The following is an 18,648-nucleotide window of genomic DNA, read 5'->3' as shown; positions in this document are numbered from 1 at the left end:
TCACCTCTCATCATGCGGAAATAGCAATGATTATGATAATCATTATCATGAATAGACAAGCTATACTAAAGTATCAGATAAGGTCAACCATATATTTATAAAAATTGGAATATTGTGAATATAAGAATATTCATTGTCGAATATCGATAAAGAAAATCTCGATTTATTTTTATTTAATTTTTATTTTCTTTTCATTAACACACAGCTATCGGATGGTTTTTAGTGGTCGATGCGGTAATAAATAAAATGCAATATGCACTTTACCGGAAATAAAGAATGGCAAATAAACCTTTGACGGCAGGCGCACCGATCGTGCGTATGCCCGCCGCCAAAGGTACAGATAGCGAACTGAATTAGAAACTAGAAACGCGTATTCAGACTGACAAAGAACGTCCGGCCTGGTTCGTTATAGGTCGCCGCCCCAGCGCCATATAGCGATCCGGAAGCATTGATAACGGATTGCGCATTCCCGGCTCGGAACTGGCGTTTATCGAACAGGTTATCCACCCCAACCGTCACGCTGGCATATTTGTTCACGTCATACGTCCCGCTCAGACCGAATATCGCGTAAGGACTGACTTCATGCCGATCGATGCCGGTTGTCGCCTCTCCTTTGTAGTTGTATTTTTTCGGCTTCTGACGGCCATACCAGGTCATGTCGGCCAGGAAGAAGAGATCTTCCGTCGCTTGCCAACTGACGGAGGAATTCAACGTGAATTCCGGCGTGATCGACAAATAATCACCGGTGGTTTTATTTTTCGACTGCAACATCCAGGTAATATTGTTGTTCCATGTTATCGTCTCGCTGATGGGAATATTCAGCGTCCCTTCCAGCCCTTCCACCAGCGCTTTTGGTACGTTCGCCCATTGCAAAATCTCGGTATTGCCATTTGTGGTGGTTCCCACGGAAGAGTAACCGGCTTCAATCTTATTACGGTAATCATTACGGAAATAGGTAACCCCCGCCTGATAGCCGTTACGATTGAACTCAATCCCGATTTCCTTGTTAATACTGGTTTCCGCTTTTAAATCTTCGTTACCCAACAGATAACACCCGCTGCTTCCCGCCACGAAGCAGCCATTGCCCCGGCTATATAGCAAATAATTAGGGTTGATTTGATATAAGTTGGGCGCCTTATAGGCTCGGGCAATCCCCATTTTCAGGGTGAAATCTTCGCCCAGTTGTTGAGACAAATTGAGCGACGGACTCCAGTTATTGCCGGCGATGCTATGGTGATCGAAACGCAACGCAGGCGTCAGCATTGTGCTATCGGTGACTTCGATATTATCTTCGGTGAAGATTGAGGCTATCCGTGCCGATATCTTGTCGCTGCGCGTACCGCTGGGATACCCTTCAATGATGCCGCCCTGTTGGGTCTGAGTATTCGAGGACGGATCTTTCATCTTCTGTTCGGACCACTCTATCCCGATAGTCGCGGTCTGGTTAAATACCGCGTCAAAAGGAATATTCACTTCGCTGTGGCCGGTAAACGCATCCAGCTTGATGGTGGTAAAGTCGCTGCCCTGCGGCCTGCCGGCCGGACCGCCGGCCAATGCTTCAAAAATACGGGTATTATGCGTATTTTCATATTGAAAATAGGACATCGAACTCACGCCGCTGTCCCAGTAGCCACGATGGGTGACGGCAAAATTCTGCCGATACATACGATTGGTTTCCTGTCCGTATTTATCCAGGGACGTCTCGTTGCTGTTGTTGTTTTCCGTGTCGCCGGCGTAGATATTACCCTGACGGCTAAAACCGGCTTCAAACTCCAGCGTCTGCTGCGGCATAAATTCCCAACGCAACAGTCCGTTGATGTCCTTATTGCGCACGCCTTCGCGCCCGGCGGGAATATTGGTGGCTTCCGGACTAAGCTGATGACCGTCGTTGATATCCCAGGCATCCGCCTGCGTTTTATTGATATTGCCGTATAGACGGAAACTCAGGGTATCGGTCAAGCCGCCCATCAGGCTGAAATCGGTACGTTTGGTCGCCCCTTCGGATTTATGCTGCGGCATATTCATATAAGTATTCCAAGCGCCGTGCAGCTCCTGAGCCGGCTGTTTGGTGATGATATTCACCACCCCGCCCGCCGCTCCGTTGCCATAACGCGCCGCCGCCGGACCGCGCAGCACTTCAATACGTTCGACCATATCGGCCGGCACCCAGTTGGTATCGCCGCGGGTATCGCGTTCGCCACGCCAGCCATAGCGCACGGCCGACCGGCTTGAGACCGGTTTACCGTCAACCAGGATCAGCGTATTTTCCGGTCCCATGCCTCGCAGATCAATCTGGCGATTATTCCCGCGGGAACCACTGTTTGAATTGCCGGAAAGGTTAACGCCGGGCATGGTGCGGATCAGTTCGGATATATCATTCGCCGGAGGGCGTTTACTGATGTCCTCAGCCGTAATGACTGAAACACCGGGCGCCTGCCGGGTCTGCTCCGCCGCGGTGACCACGATTGTGTCCCCCGCCTCGTTCTCTGAAGAAAGTATTTTTTTCTGTGTAGCCGTAGCATCCGTTGCCGTCTCTGCCGTCAAAGCAGATGTAGAGAGTGTAGACGTACTCAAACCCAACAGCGTCGCCACGGAATAACGCGATAATTTTTTTATCATCATGCAATTCCCGTTTTGCTTACCATCCCGATAGCAGAGAAAGCGATACTGCCTCAGAAAGGAGGAGCTCTTGTTGTTGCGTAATCAAAAGAGAAGGCCGGGTTCAATATGCTTATTCTTCTTCTCATAGATAAAGAGTGATGAAGAAATCGAACCTGAGCCCGTTCAGGAAAAGGTCATCGCCATAAAGATATGACCTGCTAAAAAATGAGCAGTCACACCTTATTACACATGATAATGATTATCAATATTAATTGAATTAACGTTTACAAAACTGATGGGAATTTGATCTCACTCAAAAATAATCCGCCTCTTTACTCACCACACCCCTGTTGTGTTGTTCTATGAGTTAACGGAGAGAAACCAGCCGCGACGAGGGATCGGGCGCATCAAGCGTGCTGAAACCAGCGATCGCCGAACATAAACAGCACCAGCCCTAGCAACATCACCCCTATACCGGCGAACTTCCACCAGTACACCGGCCGTATCGGCATCTGAAGCAGACCATAGTTATCGATGGCCATACCCGAGGCCAGTTGGCCGATAATAAACAAAAACATGGTGTTGGTAACGCCAAGCTTGGGAGCAAGAAAAATCGACGTGAACACAAAAGCGGCGCCAATAACGCCGCCGATCCAGCGCCACCACGACTGCTGTCCGATATTCGCCCCCATGCTGTGCCAGTCGGCCTGAATCAACGCCACCACCAGTAAGCACAGCGTACCGATACCAAACGAGATCAGCGCGGCAATTAACGGCTGTCCCCCTACCCCGAAACTCAAACGGCTATTGACGGCGGCCTGTATGGATAAACCGGCTCCGCCGGCCAACGCCATCAATAAATACACCATGTTCATATTATTCCTTATGTCTATGACTGCTAACACAGCCCGGCATTCAAACAACGGCAACCCTTCATACATTTGTGATGTTCATGCTATGAAAAACCCTGCCATAACAAATAGTACGGTAGCGTATATTCTCGGTTGTGGGCAATGAGATCCCGGCGGTTTATCACCGTTTTCCGTTCGTAGCGGTACGGTCCGCCCGTGCCAGTTGACCAAACATTCAGCATCTGGAAGAGTATGATAGACAAAGGTCTTGCCATCTATTACGGACCAGTCCATAATAGCGGCCATTCCAGACATTGGGATGCAAAATAGCATTTTAATCAAAAGGTTAGTTCACGGATGCCAATCCATTAGAGCGCAACCTATCCTGTACGACCGTAGCTCAGTTGGTTAGAGCACCACCTTGACATGGTGGGGGTCGGTGGTTCGAGTCCACTCGGTCGTACCAATTCAAATATCTACAGTTATCCTAACGTTTGTAGATCATTGAAATGAGGTGAAAACCTCCTCTCTCGCGTTCCAGCAAAATCTACTTCTATTGAAATCCTTCTATTACCCGTTACTTTAAGCCCGCTTTTAATATGAGTGTCAGCAGGTACTCGTCGGTCAGCGCCAATTCTGCGACACGGCAGCGGCGCTGCCGTGATTTTCTCAGGGTGATCGGACCGTTGCCGATCAGTCCTTATCGCGCTGCCTGGCGGCAATTTTACTCTGCCGCCAGTTGAGCAGCGGGGTTACCGACATGCCATGTACCACCACGCTGGCGACGATCAACGTAAAGGCCATATCGGTCATTCTTGTTACCTCGTCACCGGCCAGTCCGTGGGTATAGGCCCAGGCAATGTAATTAATGCTGCCGATTCCCCGAATTCCCAGCCATCCCAATATCAGGCGCTGCTCACGCGGCGCTTTCATGCCGATAGTGGCAATCCATACCGACAGCGGGCGGATCAGCAAAAACAGCAAAGCGGCCATCAGCAGACCTGCCGGATCCCAGTGTTGAGCCAGTGTGATGCCCAGCACGATGATGATCCCCGCGGCAAACAGTCTTTCCACCATATCGCCGAACGACAGGGCATCCCCCACTACTAACCCAACCGAACTGGTGGGATTGGTTTTCCCCGGTTCGTGACGGATATGGGGATTGACCATCACCTCTGCGGGAGGACGGTTGTCGCTGTCGGAAAATTCATCGGCAGGCTGGCGATTGACGACGCGCATTTCTGCCCGGCGCAGCCCGACGCCGGCGGCAAAAGCCGCAAGAAATCCTGACGCATCCAGCGCCTGTGCGGCGGCATAGCTCAGGGCAATCAGCGCCAGCGCCAGGAAATCGTTCGGCGCAACGTCCTGATGGGTGTGGCGCAGATGCGTGGCGTACTGGCCGACAAAGCGGCCCATGGCAAAACCTATCGCCACCCCGGCGGTAATGGCCCACAGTACGTCTACCAACGCCCACTGGCCGAACGCCGCCAGCGATACGCCGCCCGGCGCGGTCAGCAGCATGACTGCCAGCATCAGCAGCGGCAGCGCACTGCCGTCATTCATTCCCGCCTCGCTGGAAAGCGAGACGCGCATATTGTCATTATCGCTGGCATCGTTAACCGAGATTAAGCTTGCCAGTACCGGGTCGGTAGGCGCCACAATCGCGCCAAACGCCAGTGAGAGCGGCCAGGAGAGTTCGGCAAAATAGTGCACCGCAAGAGCCGCGCCCGCGACCGTCAGCAACATGCCGGGAAACGCAAGCCGCAAACCAATGCGCCACCCCTGGCTTTTTAACGGCAGCCTCAGCTTAAGACCGGTAATAAACAACGACGCGGCCATGGCGATTTCAGTGATATTTTTTGTCAGCTCCGCATGAGCGGCAATATCCACCCGCAGCAGATTTAACACCCACGGCCCGCATAACACCCCCGCCGCCAGGTAAATCGCAAACACCGTTATCGGACCACGCTTGATCCAGCCCGACGCCAGCGACATCAGCAGTAATAAACCACCGGTTACGGCGGTCCAGCCAAGAAAACCCATTTCTGCTCCTCTTCAGAATCTGTCTACCGGGGTAAGTATGATCGCTAATGCACAAACGGTGTGGAGATCAACGAAGAACCAACGCGCTCCCTGGTGGAAGGCGGGAACAAATCACATGAATAAAACGTTAAACAAGAACGTCTTCGGCCGCATAGGATTTGTAATAAGTTGTAAATCGAACCGGCAAGACGCGGCTGGACAATGGCTGGGGCGAGCTAGCGCTTTATGCGGCGCGCCCTGTACAGGGCGCGCCGACGTTTATCTGTTACCTGGCAACGCGGCTGGCGGAAGTTTTAAAGTGCCTGATGACGCTGCGGATAATAGGATACAACAGGGTGAACGCCGCCAAGCTCAGCAGGACCGCGGTGATGGGATGGGTATAGATGAAATCCATGCTGCCGTTGGATATCGACATCGCCCGGCGGAAGTTGCTTTCCGCCATCGGCCCCAGAATGAGCGCCAGTACGACCGGCGAAGGGGGAAATTCGAACTTGGCCATCACGTAGCCCACGACGCCGGCCACCAGCATGATGCCGATATCGAAGATGCTGTTGTTGATGGCGTAGGTGCCGATGATGGACAGCGCCATGATGAGCGGCGTGAGAATGGGTTTCGGGATTTGCAGCATTTTCACGATCAGCTTCAGCGACCCCAGTCCCATGATCAGCATGACGGCGTAACAGAACAGCATACCGGCGAAAATGGTGAACACCATATCGCCGTGTTCCTTGAACAGCATCGGCCCCGGCTGTAGTCCCTGTAGCGTCATGGCGCCCAGCATGATCGCGGTGACGGCGTCGCCGGGGATCCCCAGCGTCATCATCGGCAGCATGGCGCCGCCGGTACAGCCGTTTGCGCCGGCTTCGCTGGCGGCGACGGCGGTGATTTCGCCTTTGCCGAAGTTTTCCGGGGTTTTGCTGAAGCGCTTGGCCTCGTTATAGGCGACGAAAGCCCCGATCTCCGCGCCGACGCCGGGGATGGTGCCGATGAAAACACCGATGCCCGACGATCGCAGAATGGTCGCCAGACAACGTTTAATCGTCGCCTTGGTGGGGATCACACTGCCAATCGCGACGGCGCTTTTCTTGATCAGATCGGTTTCCGCCATACCTTTAAACGCTTCGGATGCGGCGAACAGGCCAATCATCACCGGAATAAAGGGCACGTTCATCAGTTCGGGAAATCCACCGGTGAAACGGGGGAACCCGGTCATGGGATCGAGCCCGACGGTTGCGATGAGCAAGCCGATGAAACCGGCGATAATCCCTTTAATCATCGATTTGCCGGCAATGCTGGAAATGATGCTCAGACCAAATATCGCCAGCGCGAAATTTTCCGCGGCGCTGAATTTCAGGGCGATGCGGGCAAGCATTGGCGCCAGGAAGACCAGCACCAAAACGCTGATGGTGCCGCCGATAGTGGAGGAGATGATAGCGATCCCCAACGCGCTGCCGCCTTCTCCCCGTTTGGTCAGCTCATAGCCGTCAATCGCCGTGGCCGCCGCGGCGGGCGTGCCAGGGATCCTCAGCAGAATGGCGATGATGGAACCGCCGTACACGCCGCCGAAAAATACCCCGCTAATCATCAGCAGACCGGTCACCGGATCCATGCCAAAGGTAAACGGCAGCAGAATGGCTACCCCCATGGTGGCGGTAAGACCGGGCAGCGCCCCCACCATAATGCCCAGAAACACGCCGAACACGGATAACAACAGCGCCGTAGGGTGATTGAACAATGCGATGAAGCCATCTGCAAGCATGGATAGTTCTTGCATATTTTTACCTCTTTACGATGCTTTGCCGTTTATTCGAACAGCAGACCAACGGGGACGGCCACATTCAGACCAAGATAGAAAATCACGTAGGTCAATCCCGTGATGGCAATGGCGATGACGGGATTCCATATTTTGTGTTTGAACGCCATGAGCCACATCAGGAATATCAGATAGGGGATCATGGAAACGATGTACCCGAAATAATACATACCGAAGAAACAGGCAAAGGATGCCAGTATGCCTAGAACGGTTTTCCCGTGTCGGATATCCACATCGTCGGGCGATGGCGGAGCGGAGATCGTAATGCCGGCGCGTTTATTGCGCCTGATAATGGACAGGTTATTAAAAATTAATATTAACGCGAGCAGTATCAGCACCACGGAATAAAATACCGGAAAGCGCGAGGGGCCGATATCGGTCGCCAGACGCGAAGCCGGAAACTTCTGTGCGGCAACGATAGCGGCCAACGACACCAGGATCAGAACCACACCGATGACGATTTCGATTTTATGCGCGTTATCCGGTACGGGGATATCCGGATCTTTCGGTTCATGAGCCATATTCATTTTCTCTGATGCTAAAAGGTTTCTGTGGCAGCCTGGGGCCCGGATATCCTATCGCGGCCCCTATTGAAAAAGGCCTTATGCCTGGTTAACGTCTGGCGGTCGTCTATTGGCGACCGGACTACTGCGCCAGGCCCACCTTGGTCATTAACTCTTTGAAATAGCGGTTGTCGCGCTCGATCAACTGCTGAAACTCCTCTGCGTTACGGTAGTCGAAGTTCAGATTGATGCGGCTCAGGGATTCGGCGAATCTGGGATTCTCCGCCACCTTGCGCGCGGTTTCCGCCAGCACGTCCTGCACATCCTTCGGCGTTTTCTTCGGAACGAGAATGCCGCGCCAGGTGCCAATGGACAGATCGACGCCATTTTCCTTCAGCGTGGGCACATCTTTGAAAGCGGCCAGGCGTTCGTCGGCCATGACGCCGAGGATTTTCACGGTTCCCGCCGCCACGTGCGTGGAGACTTCCGCGGCGCTGACGCTTACCGCCTCAATATGCCCGCCCAAAAGCGCAGTAATGGCTGGCGCGGCGCCATCGTAAGGGATGTTGTTGAACTTCGTGTCGGTTTTATCGCCGAGCGCTTCCGCGGCCAGATGCCAGATAGCGCCGGAACCGGAGTTACCGATGCGGATTTTGCCCGGATTGGCTTTGGCGTATTCCATGAATTCCGCAAAGGTATTCCATGGCGCATCGATTTTCACCGTGATGGCGCCCGGATCGGCGTTCAACAACGCGATGGCGGCGAAATCGTCGGCATTGAAGTTGACCAGCCCCATATGCGGCAGCATGGTGATTTCCGCAGTGCCAAGGCCGATTTTGTAGCCGTCCGGACGCGCCGCGACCAGTTCGGAGAAGCCTACCGCCCCGCCGCCGCCGGGTTTATTGACGATACCGATGGCTTTGGGCAGATATTCTTTCGCTACGTCGGCAAACGAACGGGCGACTAAATCAGTGCCGCCGCCTGCGCTGTAGGGAACAATCATTTCTATCTGCCGAACCGGATAGTCGGCAGCCAGCGCAGGTACGGCGGACAGGAGCGATGTGGCGGCCAGTAACCCGGCCAGAGCGTGAGGCACAATATTACGAGTTTTCATAAAGCACTCCAGTACAGAGATATAGTTTTATAGTTAATTATGCGCGGGATTTTCGCCAGGCCCGCACAAAGGCGGCGGCATTCTCCCCGACGCTCTCAGGCGACATGCCGGGCTTATAGAGCATGCCGCCAATGCCAAAACCACTGGCGCCGGCTGCCAGCCAGCCGGATAGGGATTCGGCCGTGATCCCGCCGACGGGCAACAGCGGGATCTCCGCGGGTATGACGGCGCGCCATGCCTTCAGCGTTTGCGGGGAAACGGCTTCGGCAGGAAAAATCTTGACGCCGTGCGCGCCGTTGGACAACGCGCTAAAGGCCTCGCTTGGCGTGGCCGCGCCGGGCAGACTGATCAAACCCAGTTTTCTGGTTTCCTGAATGACGGCCGGATCGGTATGCGGCGAGATGATGATTTCACCTTGATGTTGTTTTACCGCGCGCACATCGTTATCCGACATGACCGTACCGGCGCCTACCCGGCAATCCTGCGGCAGAACCTGCCGCAGACGGGCGATGCTGCGCAACGGCTCGGGTGAGTTCAACGGTATTTCGATGATGCGGAACCCCGCCTGATACAGTTGGCGCCCGACATCTTCGACCTCGTCGGGGGTGATCCCCCGCAGAATGGCAATGAGTCCCGTTTGCCGTAATGTTGTTAAGAAATCCATTGTTAAGTCCCCTGGTGTTGGCAAAAAAACGGCGTCAATCGAGCAGACCTGCCAGGCGGGCGATGTACCATAGCCCCCTCTCTGTCGCACCGTCAGAAATATGAACCGGATAAGGACACTCCAGATAGGTCAGCGCGCGGATATAGCGCTGACACAGCGCTTCGGAGCCGATGAACGTGATCGGAATCTCCTGGTCGGACTCCGGCGTCAGCCTGGACAACACCGCCAATAATTCGCTGCCCAGCACCAACCCGGAAAGATAGTCGGCCTGCTGCTGCGCGGTGATGTGTTTGCACAGCAGACGGCTGCGCACGGAAAACAGCGTGCCGAGCAAGCCGACGGATGATCTGTAACGTTGAGCGACCGTCACCCCTTGAGCAAACGCCTCCCAGTCCGGCTGCTCGGAGGGCTGTATCGTGGTGGCCAGAATGGTGTGATGCGCCAGCGCATCGTAAAGATCGCCGGTCATGAACGTCTGGATGTGCGCGATCCGGTTTTGCGCCACTTCAACCCATTTGGCGTGTGTTCCAGGCAGCGCGATCAGCGCTTTTCCCTGCCGCGCCATGGTCGAACGCAGCCGTTCATCATGCTGTAACGCGCCGGCTATCTGAGTCTCCTCGCCACGCATCACTTCGGGCAGGTCGCCGTCTTTCCATACGCCGGATACGATGGAAAAATACTGGCCGTGTCCGGTCTCAACGCGGGTTAACTGCTGGGCCAACTGCCGGATATCGCAGGGCGCCTCTATATAGGGCGCCTGACGCCAGCCCTGGGCGCTGCCAATCATGCCGCAGGCGATCACCGGGCACGCCGGCGTTTCCCGCAGCCAGTCGCCACACGCCTGGGTATAGACCTGAAGAAAGGCCGCTTCCCGATTGGTCGCCGATGGCGGCAGTTTCGTCACGCCATAGGGCAGCGTTCTTTTTTCCAGGACCGAACCGTCTTTTCCCAGACGACAGGCACGTAGCATAGAGGTTCCCCAGTCCAGGGCAATTAGCGTTGTCATCATATTCATCTGGTTATTTTTTCCCTGCCGGCACTCTGCGACGCAGATTAAACAATGCCCTGCTCCACCCCATTTCGTTGGAAATGGCGTCGGCATAGCCTTTAACGATATTGATAAGTTCACTCATGCGGCTGTCGGGCATATAAGGCGTAATGCTCGCGACAGAAATAGCGGCAATAATCCGGTTGGAGGCGTCTCGCACCGGTGCGGCGACGCAGCGGATGGTGAATTCATTTTCCTCCAGATCAAATGCGTACCCGCTCTGAGCATATTTGCTCATCGTCTGAATAAATGTCTCTGCGTCGCGTTGCGGCTGATTCGCCTGGAAAATGGCTTTCCATTCATCGGCATCCTCGTCGAGGATAAGCGCTTTACCAATGCCGGTGGATGACAGCGGCATGCGCTGCCCGACGCGGGAACGCATCTCCAGCCCGCGCGTACCGGGGATCTTATCGATGTACAGCACGTCGTTGCCTTCCCTGATGGCGAGATGCACCGTATCCTGGGTCAGCTTCGCCAGATCCTCCAGGGTCTGCTTGGCCGCAATCCTCAACGGGTAGGCGTTAAGGGAACTGGTGCCGAGCTCGATTAATTTCGGGCCGAGATAATAGCCGTCCTTATCCACGAACCTTAATAAGTTCTTGCTGACCAATGCGTTGACCAGGCGATGCGTTGTGCTGCGCGAGGTGCCCACATATTCGCCGATGGATTTCAAATCACGATGACCGGCGGCTACGGCATCAATAACCGATAACCCCCTAAGCAGAGTCTGAACACCGCTGGCCCCCGCAGCACTCTCCGATTTCATCGTATTTCCCCTGTGAATAAACCTGAATTGCAGACATTTTTAGCACAGGTAGGGAGGGTGCTTTTGTGACGGGTTCCGCGAAATTCTATAATGTGGGAGATCGTCCCACATATAGGGATTTGATATATAAGTACAACGATGCCTGACCCCATGTTACCCGCCCGGTAAAACGACCGATCGGCGACGCCCAGCGCATCTGCCAAAAACGCACTAGCTGGATCTGACCGGGTTTGTTGAAAAGGTAGGGGAAATACCGAATGAATCAGATAACCCTGGAGACCCAGAGTTTAAACAGACTAGCCATCAGAAGCTGAGTTAACTACAGTCCCTTCTTGATCAGGGTGTAAACCGCGATCGCAGCCAATGAGTAAAAACGGTGACGGCGCGCGGCACCTGCGCGGCGTAAGGACGCACGATCCATATTTTGTCGGCGAATGCCTCGACAATTTGCCAGTCTGGCAATACTTCACGCAGCGTGCCTGCCGCAATGGCCGTGTGCGCGCTGAAATCCGGCAGCATGGCGATGCCCAAACCGCTCAATGCCGCATCCCGCACCGATTCACTGTTATTGGTGGCGAACGGGCCTTTCACATTTACGGTTAGCGCCTCGCCGCCTGTCGGACGATGCACGAAACGCCAGCGCGGCAGTTCGGTGCCGCGCGGATAATACAGACAATCATACGCCGTCAGTTCCGCCGGATGCGCGGGAACCCCACGCGCGTCAAGGTATTCTGGCGATGCCACCAGCAGCGTCCGCGTCTCGCACAGCGGCAACGCGACATGCGTTTCGGGCAAATGATTGCTGTGACGGATGGCGAGATCGAATCCTTCGCTGGTTAGCGACACGATCCTGTCCGACACCTCAAGCTGAATACGTACCTGCGGATACGCCTGTAAAAACACGCTGATATTTGGAACCAGTTGCTGACGCGCAAACGCCACGGGCGAGGTAATGCGAATCAGTCCGCGCACCGGACCGCTGTCATCGCGTACGGCGAAAAAACTCTGCTCAATCTGCGCGAACGGCTCCTGTAACTCCGCCACCAGCTTTTCTCCCGCCCGGGTCAAACGCACGCTGCGCGTGGTGCGCTGAACCAGAGCGACGCCGGCCAGCGTTTCCAACTCTTTGATCTTTTGGCTCATTGCGGCCTTACTCACTTCCAATCGTTCAGCGGCGCGGGTAAAACTCCGCTGTTCGGCCAATACCGTCAGCCAATACAGATGCATCCACAGGGCGTTTGTTTTGATGTTTTTCATGATGATTGTTCAAAATAGAAAATAATCTTTTCAACTATAGCGCTTTTTCTCTGGTCAAAGAACAGCCAAGATATTCCCCAATGCAATACTTAACCCCACATATTGACGGAGACACGTTATGCCATTACTGCAATTTGATGTTATTGAAGGCCGTTCCGCATCCGAGATAAAAACCCTGTTAGATACAGCGCACCGTGTCGTGTTGCAGGCCTTCCAGGTTCCAGAACGCGACCGTTACCAGATTGTTCACGAAAACAAAGCTCATCACATGGTTTTTCAGGATACCGGCCTGGGTTTTACGCGCACGGACAAGCTGGTCATGGTGCGGGTTTACACCAGCCCGCGTAGTGACGAACAGAAACAGTTTTTTATGAAAACGCTGGCGCATGAATTCAATACGCATTGCGGAATCGACGGCAACGATCTGATGATTACCTTTATTACCAACCATAAAGGCGACTGGAGCTTCTGCGACGGCGAGGCGCAATATTTGACAGGGGCATTGTAATACCACTACCGTTTATTACACGTCCCCCTTTCCCCCCCCACACACAATAACGATCGACGCCAGCCTTGACTGAATGGGAACGGATTCCTGTCACTCGCGGATGCGCTATACAAAGTCGAAACATAGCGCATACACTCTACGTGGATATAACCCCATCGTGCATAGGAGAATGAAGAATACAGATGACAACAGATTGATTGTCGAAACGAGCGACAAATCTGAATGCGAACATCGCCCATGATGACGAGAGTAAATTCGGGTTCACCTTAAAGCCGGATTGAACGATTTGAATTGGAAACGCTTGGTAATCATTACTTATGTGAGGATGCTTGTGAGTCAGCTTTTTTCTCCCGTTAACAGAACGCTCCCTTCACCTTTGGTCGTTCAGGTCGTAAGCACCCTGCGCAACGCCATCGCCAGCAAGCAACTGCCTGGCGGACAGCGGTTGCCGTCAGTGCGCCGTGGCGCCAGCTTATTTTCCGTCAGTAATTCCACGATAGTGCAGGCTTATGAACAGCTGGTCGCCGAAGGCTGGATAACGGCGCGTCCTGGCTCGGGTTTTTACGTCGCCGAATCCGGAATAAGCGAAACCCGGGTGGTCACGGCCAATGAAAACAATGCCATAAACCCCGTTAATGATTACTGGTTATTATCCAGTATCTATGTTTCCTCGCCCGAATATCGCCAACTGAGCTGCGGATGGCTGCCGGACGATTGGTACCAACAAGACACCCTGGCGAAAGCGCTGAGGACCGTGTCGCGCCAGAATCTGAGCAATTCAGGCTATGGTGAATCCTGGGGATATCTCCCGCTGCGCCAGCATCTGGCCGTCACGTTACCGGAAAATATGCAACCGGTCAGTCCTGAGAATATCCTGCTGACGCAAGGCGCCAGTAAAGCATTGGACATTGTTTCCATGGCCTTACTCAACCGTGGCGACAGCGTATTGGTGGACGAGCCCGCCTATTGTAACTTCCTCACGTCGCTAATGTTGCGCGGTATCCGCCCTATCGGCATTCCCTGGACGTCTCAGGGACCGGATATGGATCGTATGGCTGAAGTGCTGCGGCGGGAAAAACCACGTCTGTATATCACCAACCCCTGGTTTCAGAATCCGACCGGCGCCTGCCTGTCGCTTGGCATGGCCCACAAGATATTATCGTTAATGGAGCAATACGGTATCCATGTGGTAGAGGACAATGTATCGGGAGAACTGATGCCGCAAGACGCGGTATCGTTACTGTCAATGGGCGGAATGAAGCGCGTTACGCAAATTCGCAGTTTTTCCAAAACGCTCTCTCCTACCCTGCGGGTCGGATACGTGATTGGCAATACGGAGCTTATTGAAAGATTAATCGTGTTTAAAATGATGTCCGGGCTGACCAGTTCAGAACTGACCGAGCGCGTTATCCTATCCGTATTACAAGATGGGCAATATCATAAATACCGTACCCGGTTACGAACGCGTTTGGCCCAGGCGCAAACCAGCGCCGGCCAGTTTTTTCAGACTATCGGCTGGCAACTTCATACCCAGGCCGTCAATGGTTTTTATCTATATGCCTGCCCGATGAAAAATGCCACGGATGCTTTGAAGCTGGCGGAAATCGCACGACAACATAAATTGTTTTTAGCGCCGGGAACATTATTTCATCCTCATCGCTGCGCCAGTCCGTGGATTCGTTTTAACGTGGCTTTTTTACAACGTTACCAAAATGAATTTCTTCATTTTCTGGATGAAAATAAAATGAAAATATAAATTTCATTATAAACAAAATCAGATAAAATATTTCAAAAGCATCTCTTTTTATGCGTTTTTACCCTATTTTTCCCCCTACCGCATTCTGAGGAGACAATAAAGTGTCTATGTCGTCACTAAAATATTCTATCGTGACCTGTACAGTTAATTAATTAAAACATTAGCCTGGCTAAATTATATATAATTAATTGTTTTTATTGAGTTTTATTTTTATAACTGTATTGTTTTTAAAACAATACAGTTTATTTTTATGCAATAAAACTGTATCTGGTCAGCATGTACACCGCTCCCTAAACTAATCAACGTGAGGCGTTTAACCTCCTGTTGCCCAAATAATCTATTAATACAGGCTTTTTATTTACAACAGGAAGTTACATATCGCCTATCGCTGATGGTGCGCTGGATTAGAGACATATGACATCTCTCTGTCCGATGCATTCAGCTCAGTATCCTCATCCCTACAAACTGATTTATTCGATGCTGGAGTAAATAATGACACACTTAGCTCAACAGCAGGAAAACATAAAAAAGAGCAAACACGTGCGATATCACATCATTCTGATGTTGTTTATTGTGACCGCAATTAACTACGGCGATCGCGCGGTATTGGCTATCGCCGGTTCGCCGATGGCCGATGAATTAAGTATTGATTCAATCACTATGGGATATATTTTTTCCGCCTTTGCATGGGCCTATGTCATAGGCCAGATCCCCGGCGGTTGGTTATTGGATCGCTACGGCGCCAAACGCGTTTATTTCGCCAGTATCTTTTTCTGGTCGCTCTTTACCCTGCTGCAAGGATTTATTTTTCTGTTTCACGGCATCACGGTGTTCGGCGGCGTCTCGCTGGCCGTGGTTTTGCTTTTCACGCTGCGTTTTATTGTCGGTCTGGCGGAATGCCCGGCGTTCCCCGGCAACAGTAAAATCGTTTCCTCATGGTTTCCACAAAAAGAGCGCGCCACGGCGTCGGCTATCTTTAATTCCGCGCAATATTTCGCCACCGCGTTTTTCGCGCCGATTATGGGATGGCTGGTTCACATCACTGACTGGCACAGCCCGTTCATCTTCATGGGGGCGCTCGGCATCATCATCAGCCTGATCTGGCTGCGGGTAATTTATCCGCCGGTGCATCATCCGCGCCTCAGCAAAGAAGAACTGGACTATATGCGTGAAGGCGGCGCGCTGGTCGATCTGGATTCGAAGCAGAAAACGGCGGTGGTCGATAAGGCGGCCGAACCGGCGCCGGACGTACCGAAAGTCACGATCGGCATGCTGTTGTCGCAGCGTTTGCTGGTCGGTGTTTATCTCGGGCAGTACTGTATCTCGACGTTGACCTGGTTCTTCATTTCCTGGTTCCCCATCTATCTGGTGAAGGAACGCGGCCTGACGATACTTAACGCCGGTTTCGCGGCCTCATTGCCTGCCATTTGCGGTTTTGTCGGCGGGATTTTAGGCGGCGTGATATCCGACGCCCTGTTAAAACGCGGCTACTCGCTGTCTCTCGCTCGCAAGACGCCGATTATCCTGGGCATGATCTGCTCCATGTCCATGGTGTTGTGCAACTACACCGATTCTATCGGACTGGTGATTTTCCTGATGTCCTTCTCGTTCTTCGGCAAAGGCGTCGGTGCGCTGGGTTGGGCGGTCGTCGCCGATACCTCGCCGAAAGAAGCAATCGGCCTGAGCGGCGGGGTGTTCAACACCATCGGCAATATCGCCGGTATCGTAACGCCGATCGTTATCGGCTACATCGTGGCGACAAGCGGTTCGTTCGGCGGCGCGTTGCTGTACGTTTCCGTCTTCGCCGCCCTGGCTATCTTCTGTTACCTGTTCCTGGTGGGAGAGATCAAGCGCGTAGACTTTTCGGCCAAGCAATAACCTAATGAGAATATGTTTTCTAATAATAACTGGAGGCAACCATGTGCGCACAAATTAAAAAAACGCCTGAAACACTAAGAAGTTATCGCTGGTACGGCGCGCCGGTATTCCGCTCTCTGGGGCACCGCGCCCGTATGGCCCAGCAAGGTTACGCCCGTGAAGATTACATGGGAAAACCGGTGATCGCGATTGTCAATACCTGGAGCGAGATCAACCCATGTCACACGCATTTCAAAGAACGCGCCGAGCAAGTCAAGCGCGGCATTCTTCAGGCCGGCGGATTTCCTATTGAACTACCGGCCATGTCGCTGGGCGAGCCATATGTCAGACCGGCGGCCATGCTCTATCGCAATCTGCTGGCAATCGAAACCGAGGAACTGCTGCGATCCCATCCCATTGACGGCGCGGTGTTGATGGGCGGTTGTGATAAAACCACGCCCGGCCTGATCATGGGCGCCATCTCCATGAATATTCCCGCGATTTATTTACCGGCCGGGCCGTCGCTGCGCGGCGACAATAAAGGGAAATTTCTCGGCTCGGGCACCGATCTGTTCGCCTCCTGGTACAAATATAAAGCCGGAGAGTATAGCGAAGAGCAATTGGAAGAGGTGGAAAACGGCATCTCCCGTTCGGCCGGAACCTGTATGACCATGGGCACCGCGCCCACCATGATGAGCATCGCCGATGCCTTGGGCTTCTGTTTTACCGGCGCGTCATCCATTGTGGCGCCGGATTCGCGTCATGCCATCATGGCCGAACGCACCGGTCGCCGCATCGTCGAAATGGTCTGGGAAGATCTCAAACCCTCGGATTTCCTGTGCCCCGCCTCCTTCGATAATGCCATTACCACCGCGCTGGCGCTCGGCGGTTCCACCAATGCCGTGATTCATGTGATCGCCATGGCGCGCCGGGCCGGCATCCCTCTCACCGTGGATCGTTTCGATGAGCTGTCGCAGAAAGTGCCCCACCTGGCCAATATTCGCCCCGCCGGGAAATATCTGATGGAGGATTTCTATTACGCCGGCGGCCTGCGGGCCTTGCTCAACCGCCTGGGTACGCTGATTGACGGCTCGCCGATGACGGTGAACGGCAAAACGCTGGGGGAAAACTTCGCCGATGCGGAAGTGTACAACGACGATGTGATTCTGCCGCTGGATAAACCGCTGGGGGAACTGGGCAGTCTGGTGATCCTGCGCGGCAACCTGGCGCCCAACAGTGCGGTATTAAAAATCCATGCGGCCGATCCGCGGCTGCATGATCATGTCGGCCGAGCGGTTGTTTTCAACAACGTGGAAGATCTGCAGAAACGCATTGACGACCCGGCTCTTGACGTGGATGAGAACTCCGTACTGGTGCTGAAGAACGCGGGGCCGTTGGGCGCTCCCGGCTTCCCTGAATGGGGACAGATCCCGATCCCGAAAAAACTGCTGGAACGGGGGATCCGCGATATGGTGCGCCTGTCCGATGCGCGCATGAGCGGCACCAGTTTTGGCTCCTGCGTGGTGCATATCGCGCCCGAATCTTTCATCGGCGGGCCGCTGGCGCTGGTGCGCGATGGCGACAACATTGAGTTAAGCGTGTCAAAACGCCAGCTTAACTTACTGATCCCCGAAGAAGAAATGGAGCAGCGTCGTGAAGCGTGGACGCCGCCTCAACCTTATTATCCGCGCGGCTATGGTCGGTTATTCGCCGAACACGTCAGCCAGGCGGACGATGGCTGCGATTTTGATTTTCTACAAACCGTGCCGGGTGAACAAGGCTTGATTCCTGAACCGCCGATTCAGTAATGACCCAACCGGTGTTGACGCCTGAATACCGCCAGGCGTCAAGGCAAAAAAGACGCGGT

14 protein-coding genes and 1 tRNA gene are annotated in these 18,648 nt (G+C 53.6%); 5 read left to right on the top strand and 10 right to left on the bottom strand.

Features of this window, described 5'->3' with window-relative positions; translation table 11 throughout:
• Positions 1-360 precede the first annotated feature (360 nt).
• Positions 361-2,619 carry a TonB-dependent siderophore receptor gene (locus tag ACN28R_RS06140; RefSeq protein WP_183096840.1) on the bottom strand — a complete coding sequence of 753 codons (2,259 nt, stop codon included), beginning with the start codon at positions 2,617-2,619 and terminating at the stop codon, positions 361-363.
• Between the two features lie 389 nt (positions 2,620-3,008).
• Positions 3,009-3,470, bottom strand: coding sequence for a DMT family transporter (locus tag ACN28R_RS06135; protein WP_222103766.1), 462 nt, complete (start codon positions 3,468-3,470; stop codon positions 3,009-3,011).
• A 371-nt stretch (positions 3,471-3,841) separates the two neighbouring features.
• Between ACN28R_RS06135 and ACN28R_RS06130 the strand changes: the two genes are divergently transcribed.
• Positions 3,842-3,918: transfer RNA gene (locus ACN28R_RS06130), tRNA-Val, on the top strand.
• Positions 3,919-4,145: 227 nt separating this feature from the next.
• Here the strand turns inward: ACN28R_RS06130 and ACN28R_RS06125 are convergent.
• From ACN28R_RS06125 to ACN28R_RS06090, 8 genes are all read right to left on the bottom strand, one after another.
• Entirely contained in the window at positions 4,146-5,495 is a 1,350-nt protein-coding gene (locus ACN28R_RS06125) for a cation:proton antiporter (protein ID WP_048638627.1), read from the bottom strand.
• Between the two features lie 265 nt (positions 5,496-5,760).
• Entirely contained in the window at positions 5,761-7,269 is a 1,509-nt protein-coding gene (locus ACN28R_RS06120) for a tripartite tricarboxylate transporter permease (RefSeq protein WP_095833906.1), read from the bottom strand.
• A gap of 29 nt (positions 7,270-7,298) precedes the next feature.
• On the bottom strand, positions 7,299-7,829 hold the full coding sequence (locus tag ACN28R_RS06115; protein ID WP_136155097.1) for a tripartite tricarboxylate transporter TctB family protein: 531 nt from the start codon (positions 7,827-7,829) through the stop codon (positions 7,299-7,301).
• Between the two features lie 124 nt (positions 7,830-7,953).
• Entirely contained in the window at positions 7,954-8,925 is a 972-nt protein-coding gene (locus ACN28R_RS06110; protein WP_048638624.1) for a Bug family tripartite tricarboxylate transporter substrate binding protein, read from the bottom strand.
• 37 nt (positions 8,926-8,962) lie between these two features.
• Positions 8,963-9,589 (bottom strand): 2-dehydro-3-deoxy-6-phosphogalactonate aldolase, encoded by a 627-nt coding sequence (locus tag ACN28R_RS06105; RefSeq protein ID WP_095833905.1) that lies wholly within the window; start codon positions 9,587-9,589, stop codon positions 8,963-8,965.
• Positions 9,590-9,623: 34 nt separating this feature from the next.
• Positions 9,624-10,604, bottom strand: coding sequence for a 2-dehydro-3-deoxygalactonokinase (locus tag ACN28R_RS06100; protein WP_197089000.1), 981 nt, complete (start codon positions 10,602-10,604; stop codon positions 9,624-9,626).
• A gap of 4 nt (positions 10,605-10,608) precedes the next feature.
• Positions 10,609-11,403 (bottom strand): IclR family transcriptional regulator, encoded by a 795-nt coding sequence (locus ACN28R_RS06095; protein WP_095833904.1) that lies wholly within the window; start codon positions 11,401-11,403, stop codon positions 10,609-10,611.
• Between the two features lie 336 nt (positions 11,404-11,739).
• A complete protein-coding gene (locus ACN28R_RS06090; RefSeq protein WP_095833903.1) occupies positions 11,740-12,660 on the bottom strand; it encodes a LysR family transcriptional regulator in 921 nt (306 codons plus the stop codon).
• Positions 12,661-12,778: 118 nt separating this feature from the next.
• Here ACN28R_RS06090 and ACN28R_RS06085 point away from each other — a divergent pair, with 118 nt between their 5' ends.
• From ACN28R_RS06085 to araD, 4 genes are all read left to right on the top strand, one after another.
• Positions 12,779-13,168, top strand: a complete 390-nt coding sequence (locus ACN28R_RS06085) for a tautomerase family protein (protein ID WP_048638620.1) — start codon at positions 12,779-12,781, stop codon at positions 13,166-13,168.
• 331 nt (positions 13,169-13,499) lie between these two features.
• Positions 13,500-14,924 (top strand): aminotransferase-like domain-containing protein, encoded by a 1,425-nt coding sequence (locus ACN28R_RS06080; protein WP_048638619.1) that lies wholly within the window; start codon positions 13,500-13,502, stop codon positions 14,922-14,924.
• Positions 14,925-15,416: 492 nt separating this feature from the next.
• Positions 15,417-16,802 (top strand): MFS transporter, encoded by a 1,386-nt coding sequence (locus ACN28R_RS06075; protein ID WP_048638618.1) that lies wholly within the window; start codon positions 15,417-15,419, stop codon positions 16,800-16,802.
• 41 nt (positions 16,803-16,843) lie between these two features.
• The gene (gene araD, locus ACN28R_RS06070) at positions 16,844-18,589 is read left to right on the top strand and encodes an L-arabinonate dehydratase (protein ID WP_095833902.1); all 1,746 of its coding nucleotides are present in this window, start codon (positions 16,844-16,846) and stop codon (positions 18,587-18,589) included.
• Positions 18,590-18,648 lie beyond the last annotated feature (59 nt).

This window comes from Brenneria goodwinii, assembly GCF_002291445.1.
Classification (GTDB): domain Bacteria; phylum Pseudomonadota; class Gammaproteobacteria; order Enterobacterales; family Enterobacteriaceae; genus Brenneria; species Brenneria goodwinii.
The sequence above is the reverse complement of the archived record's forward strand: the minus strand, read 5'-3'. Positions and strand labels throughout refer to the sequence as shown.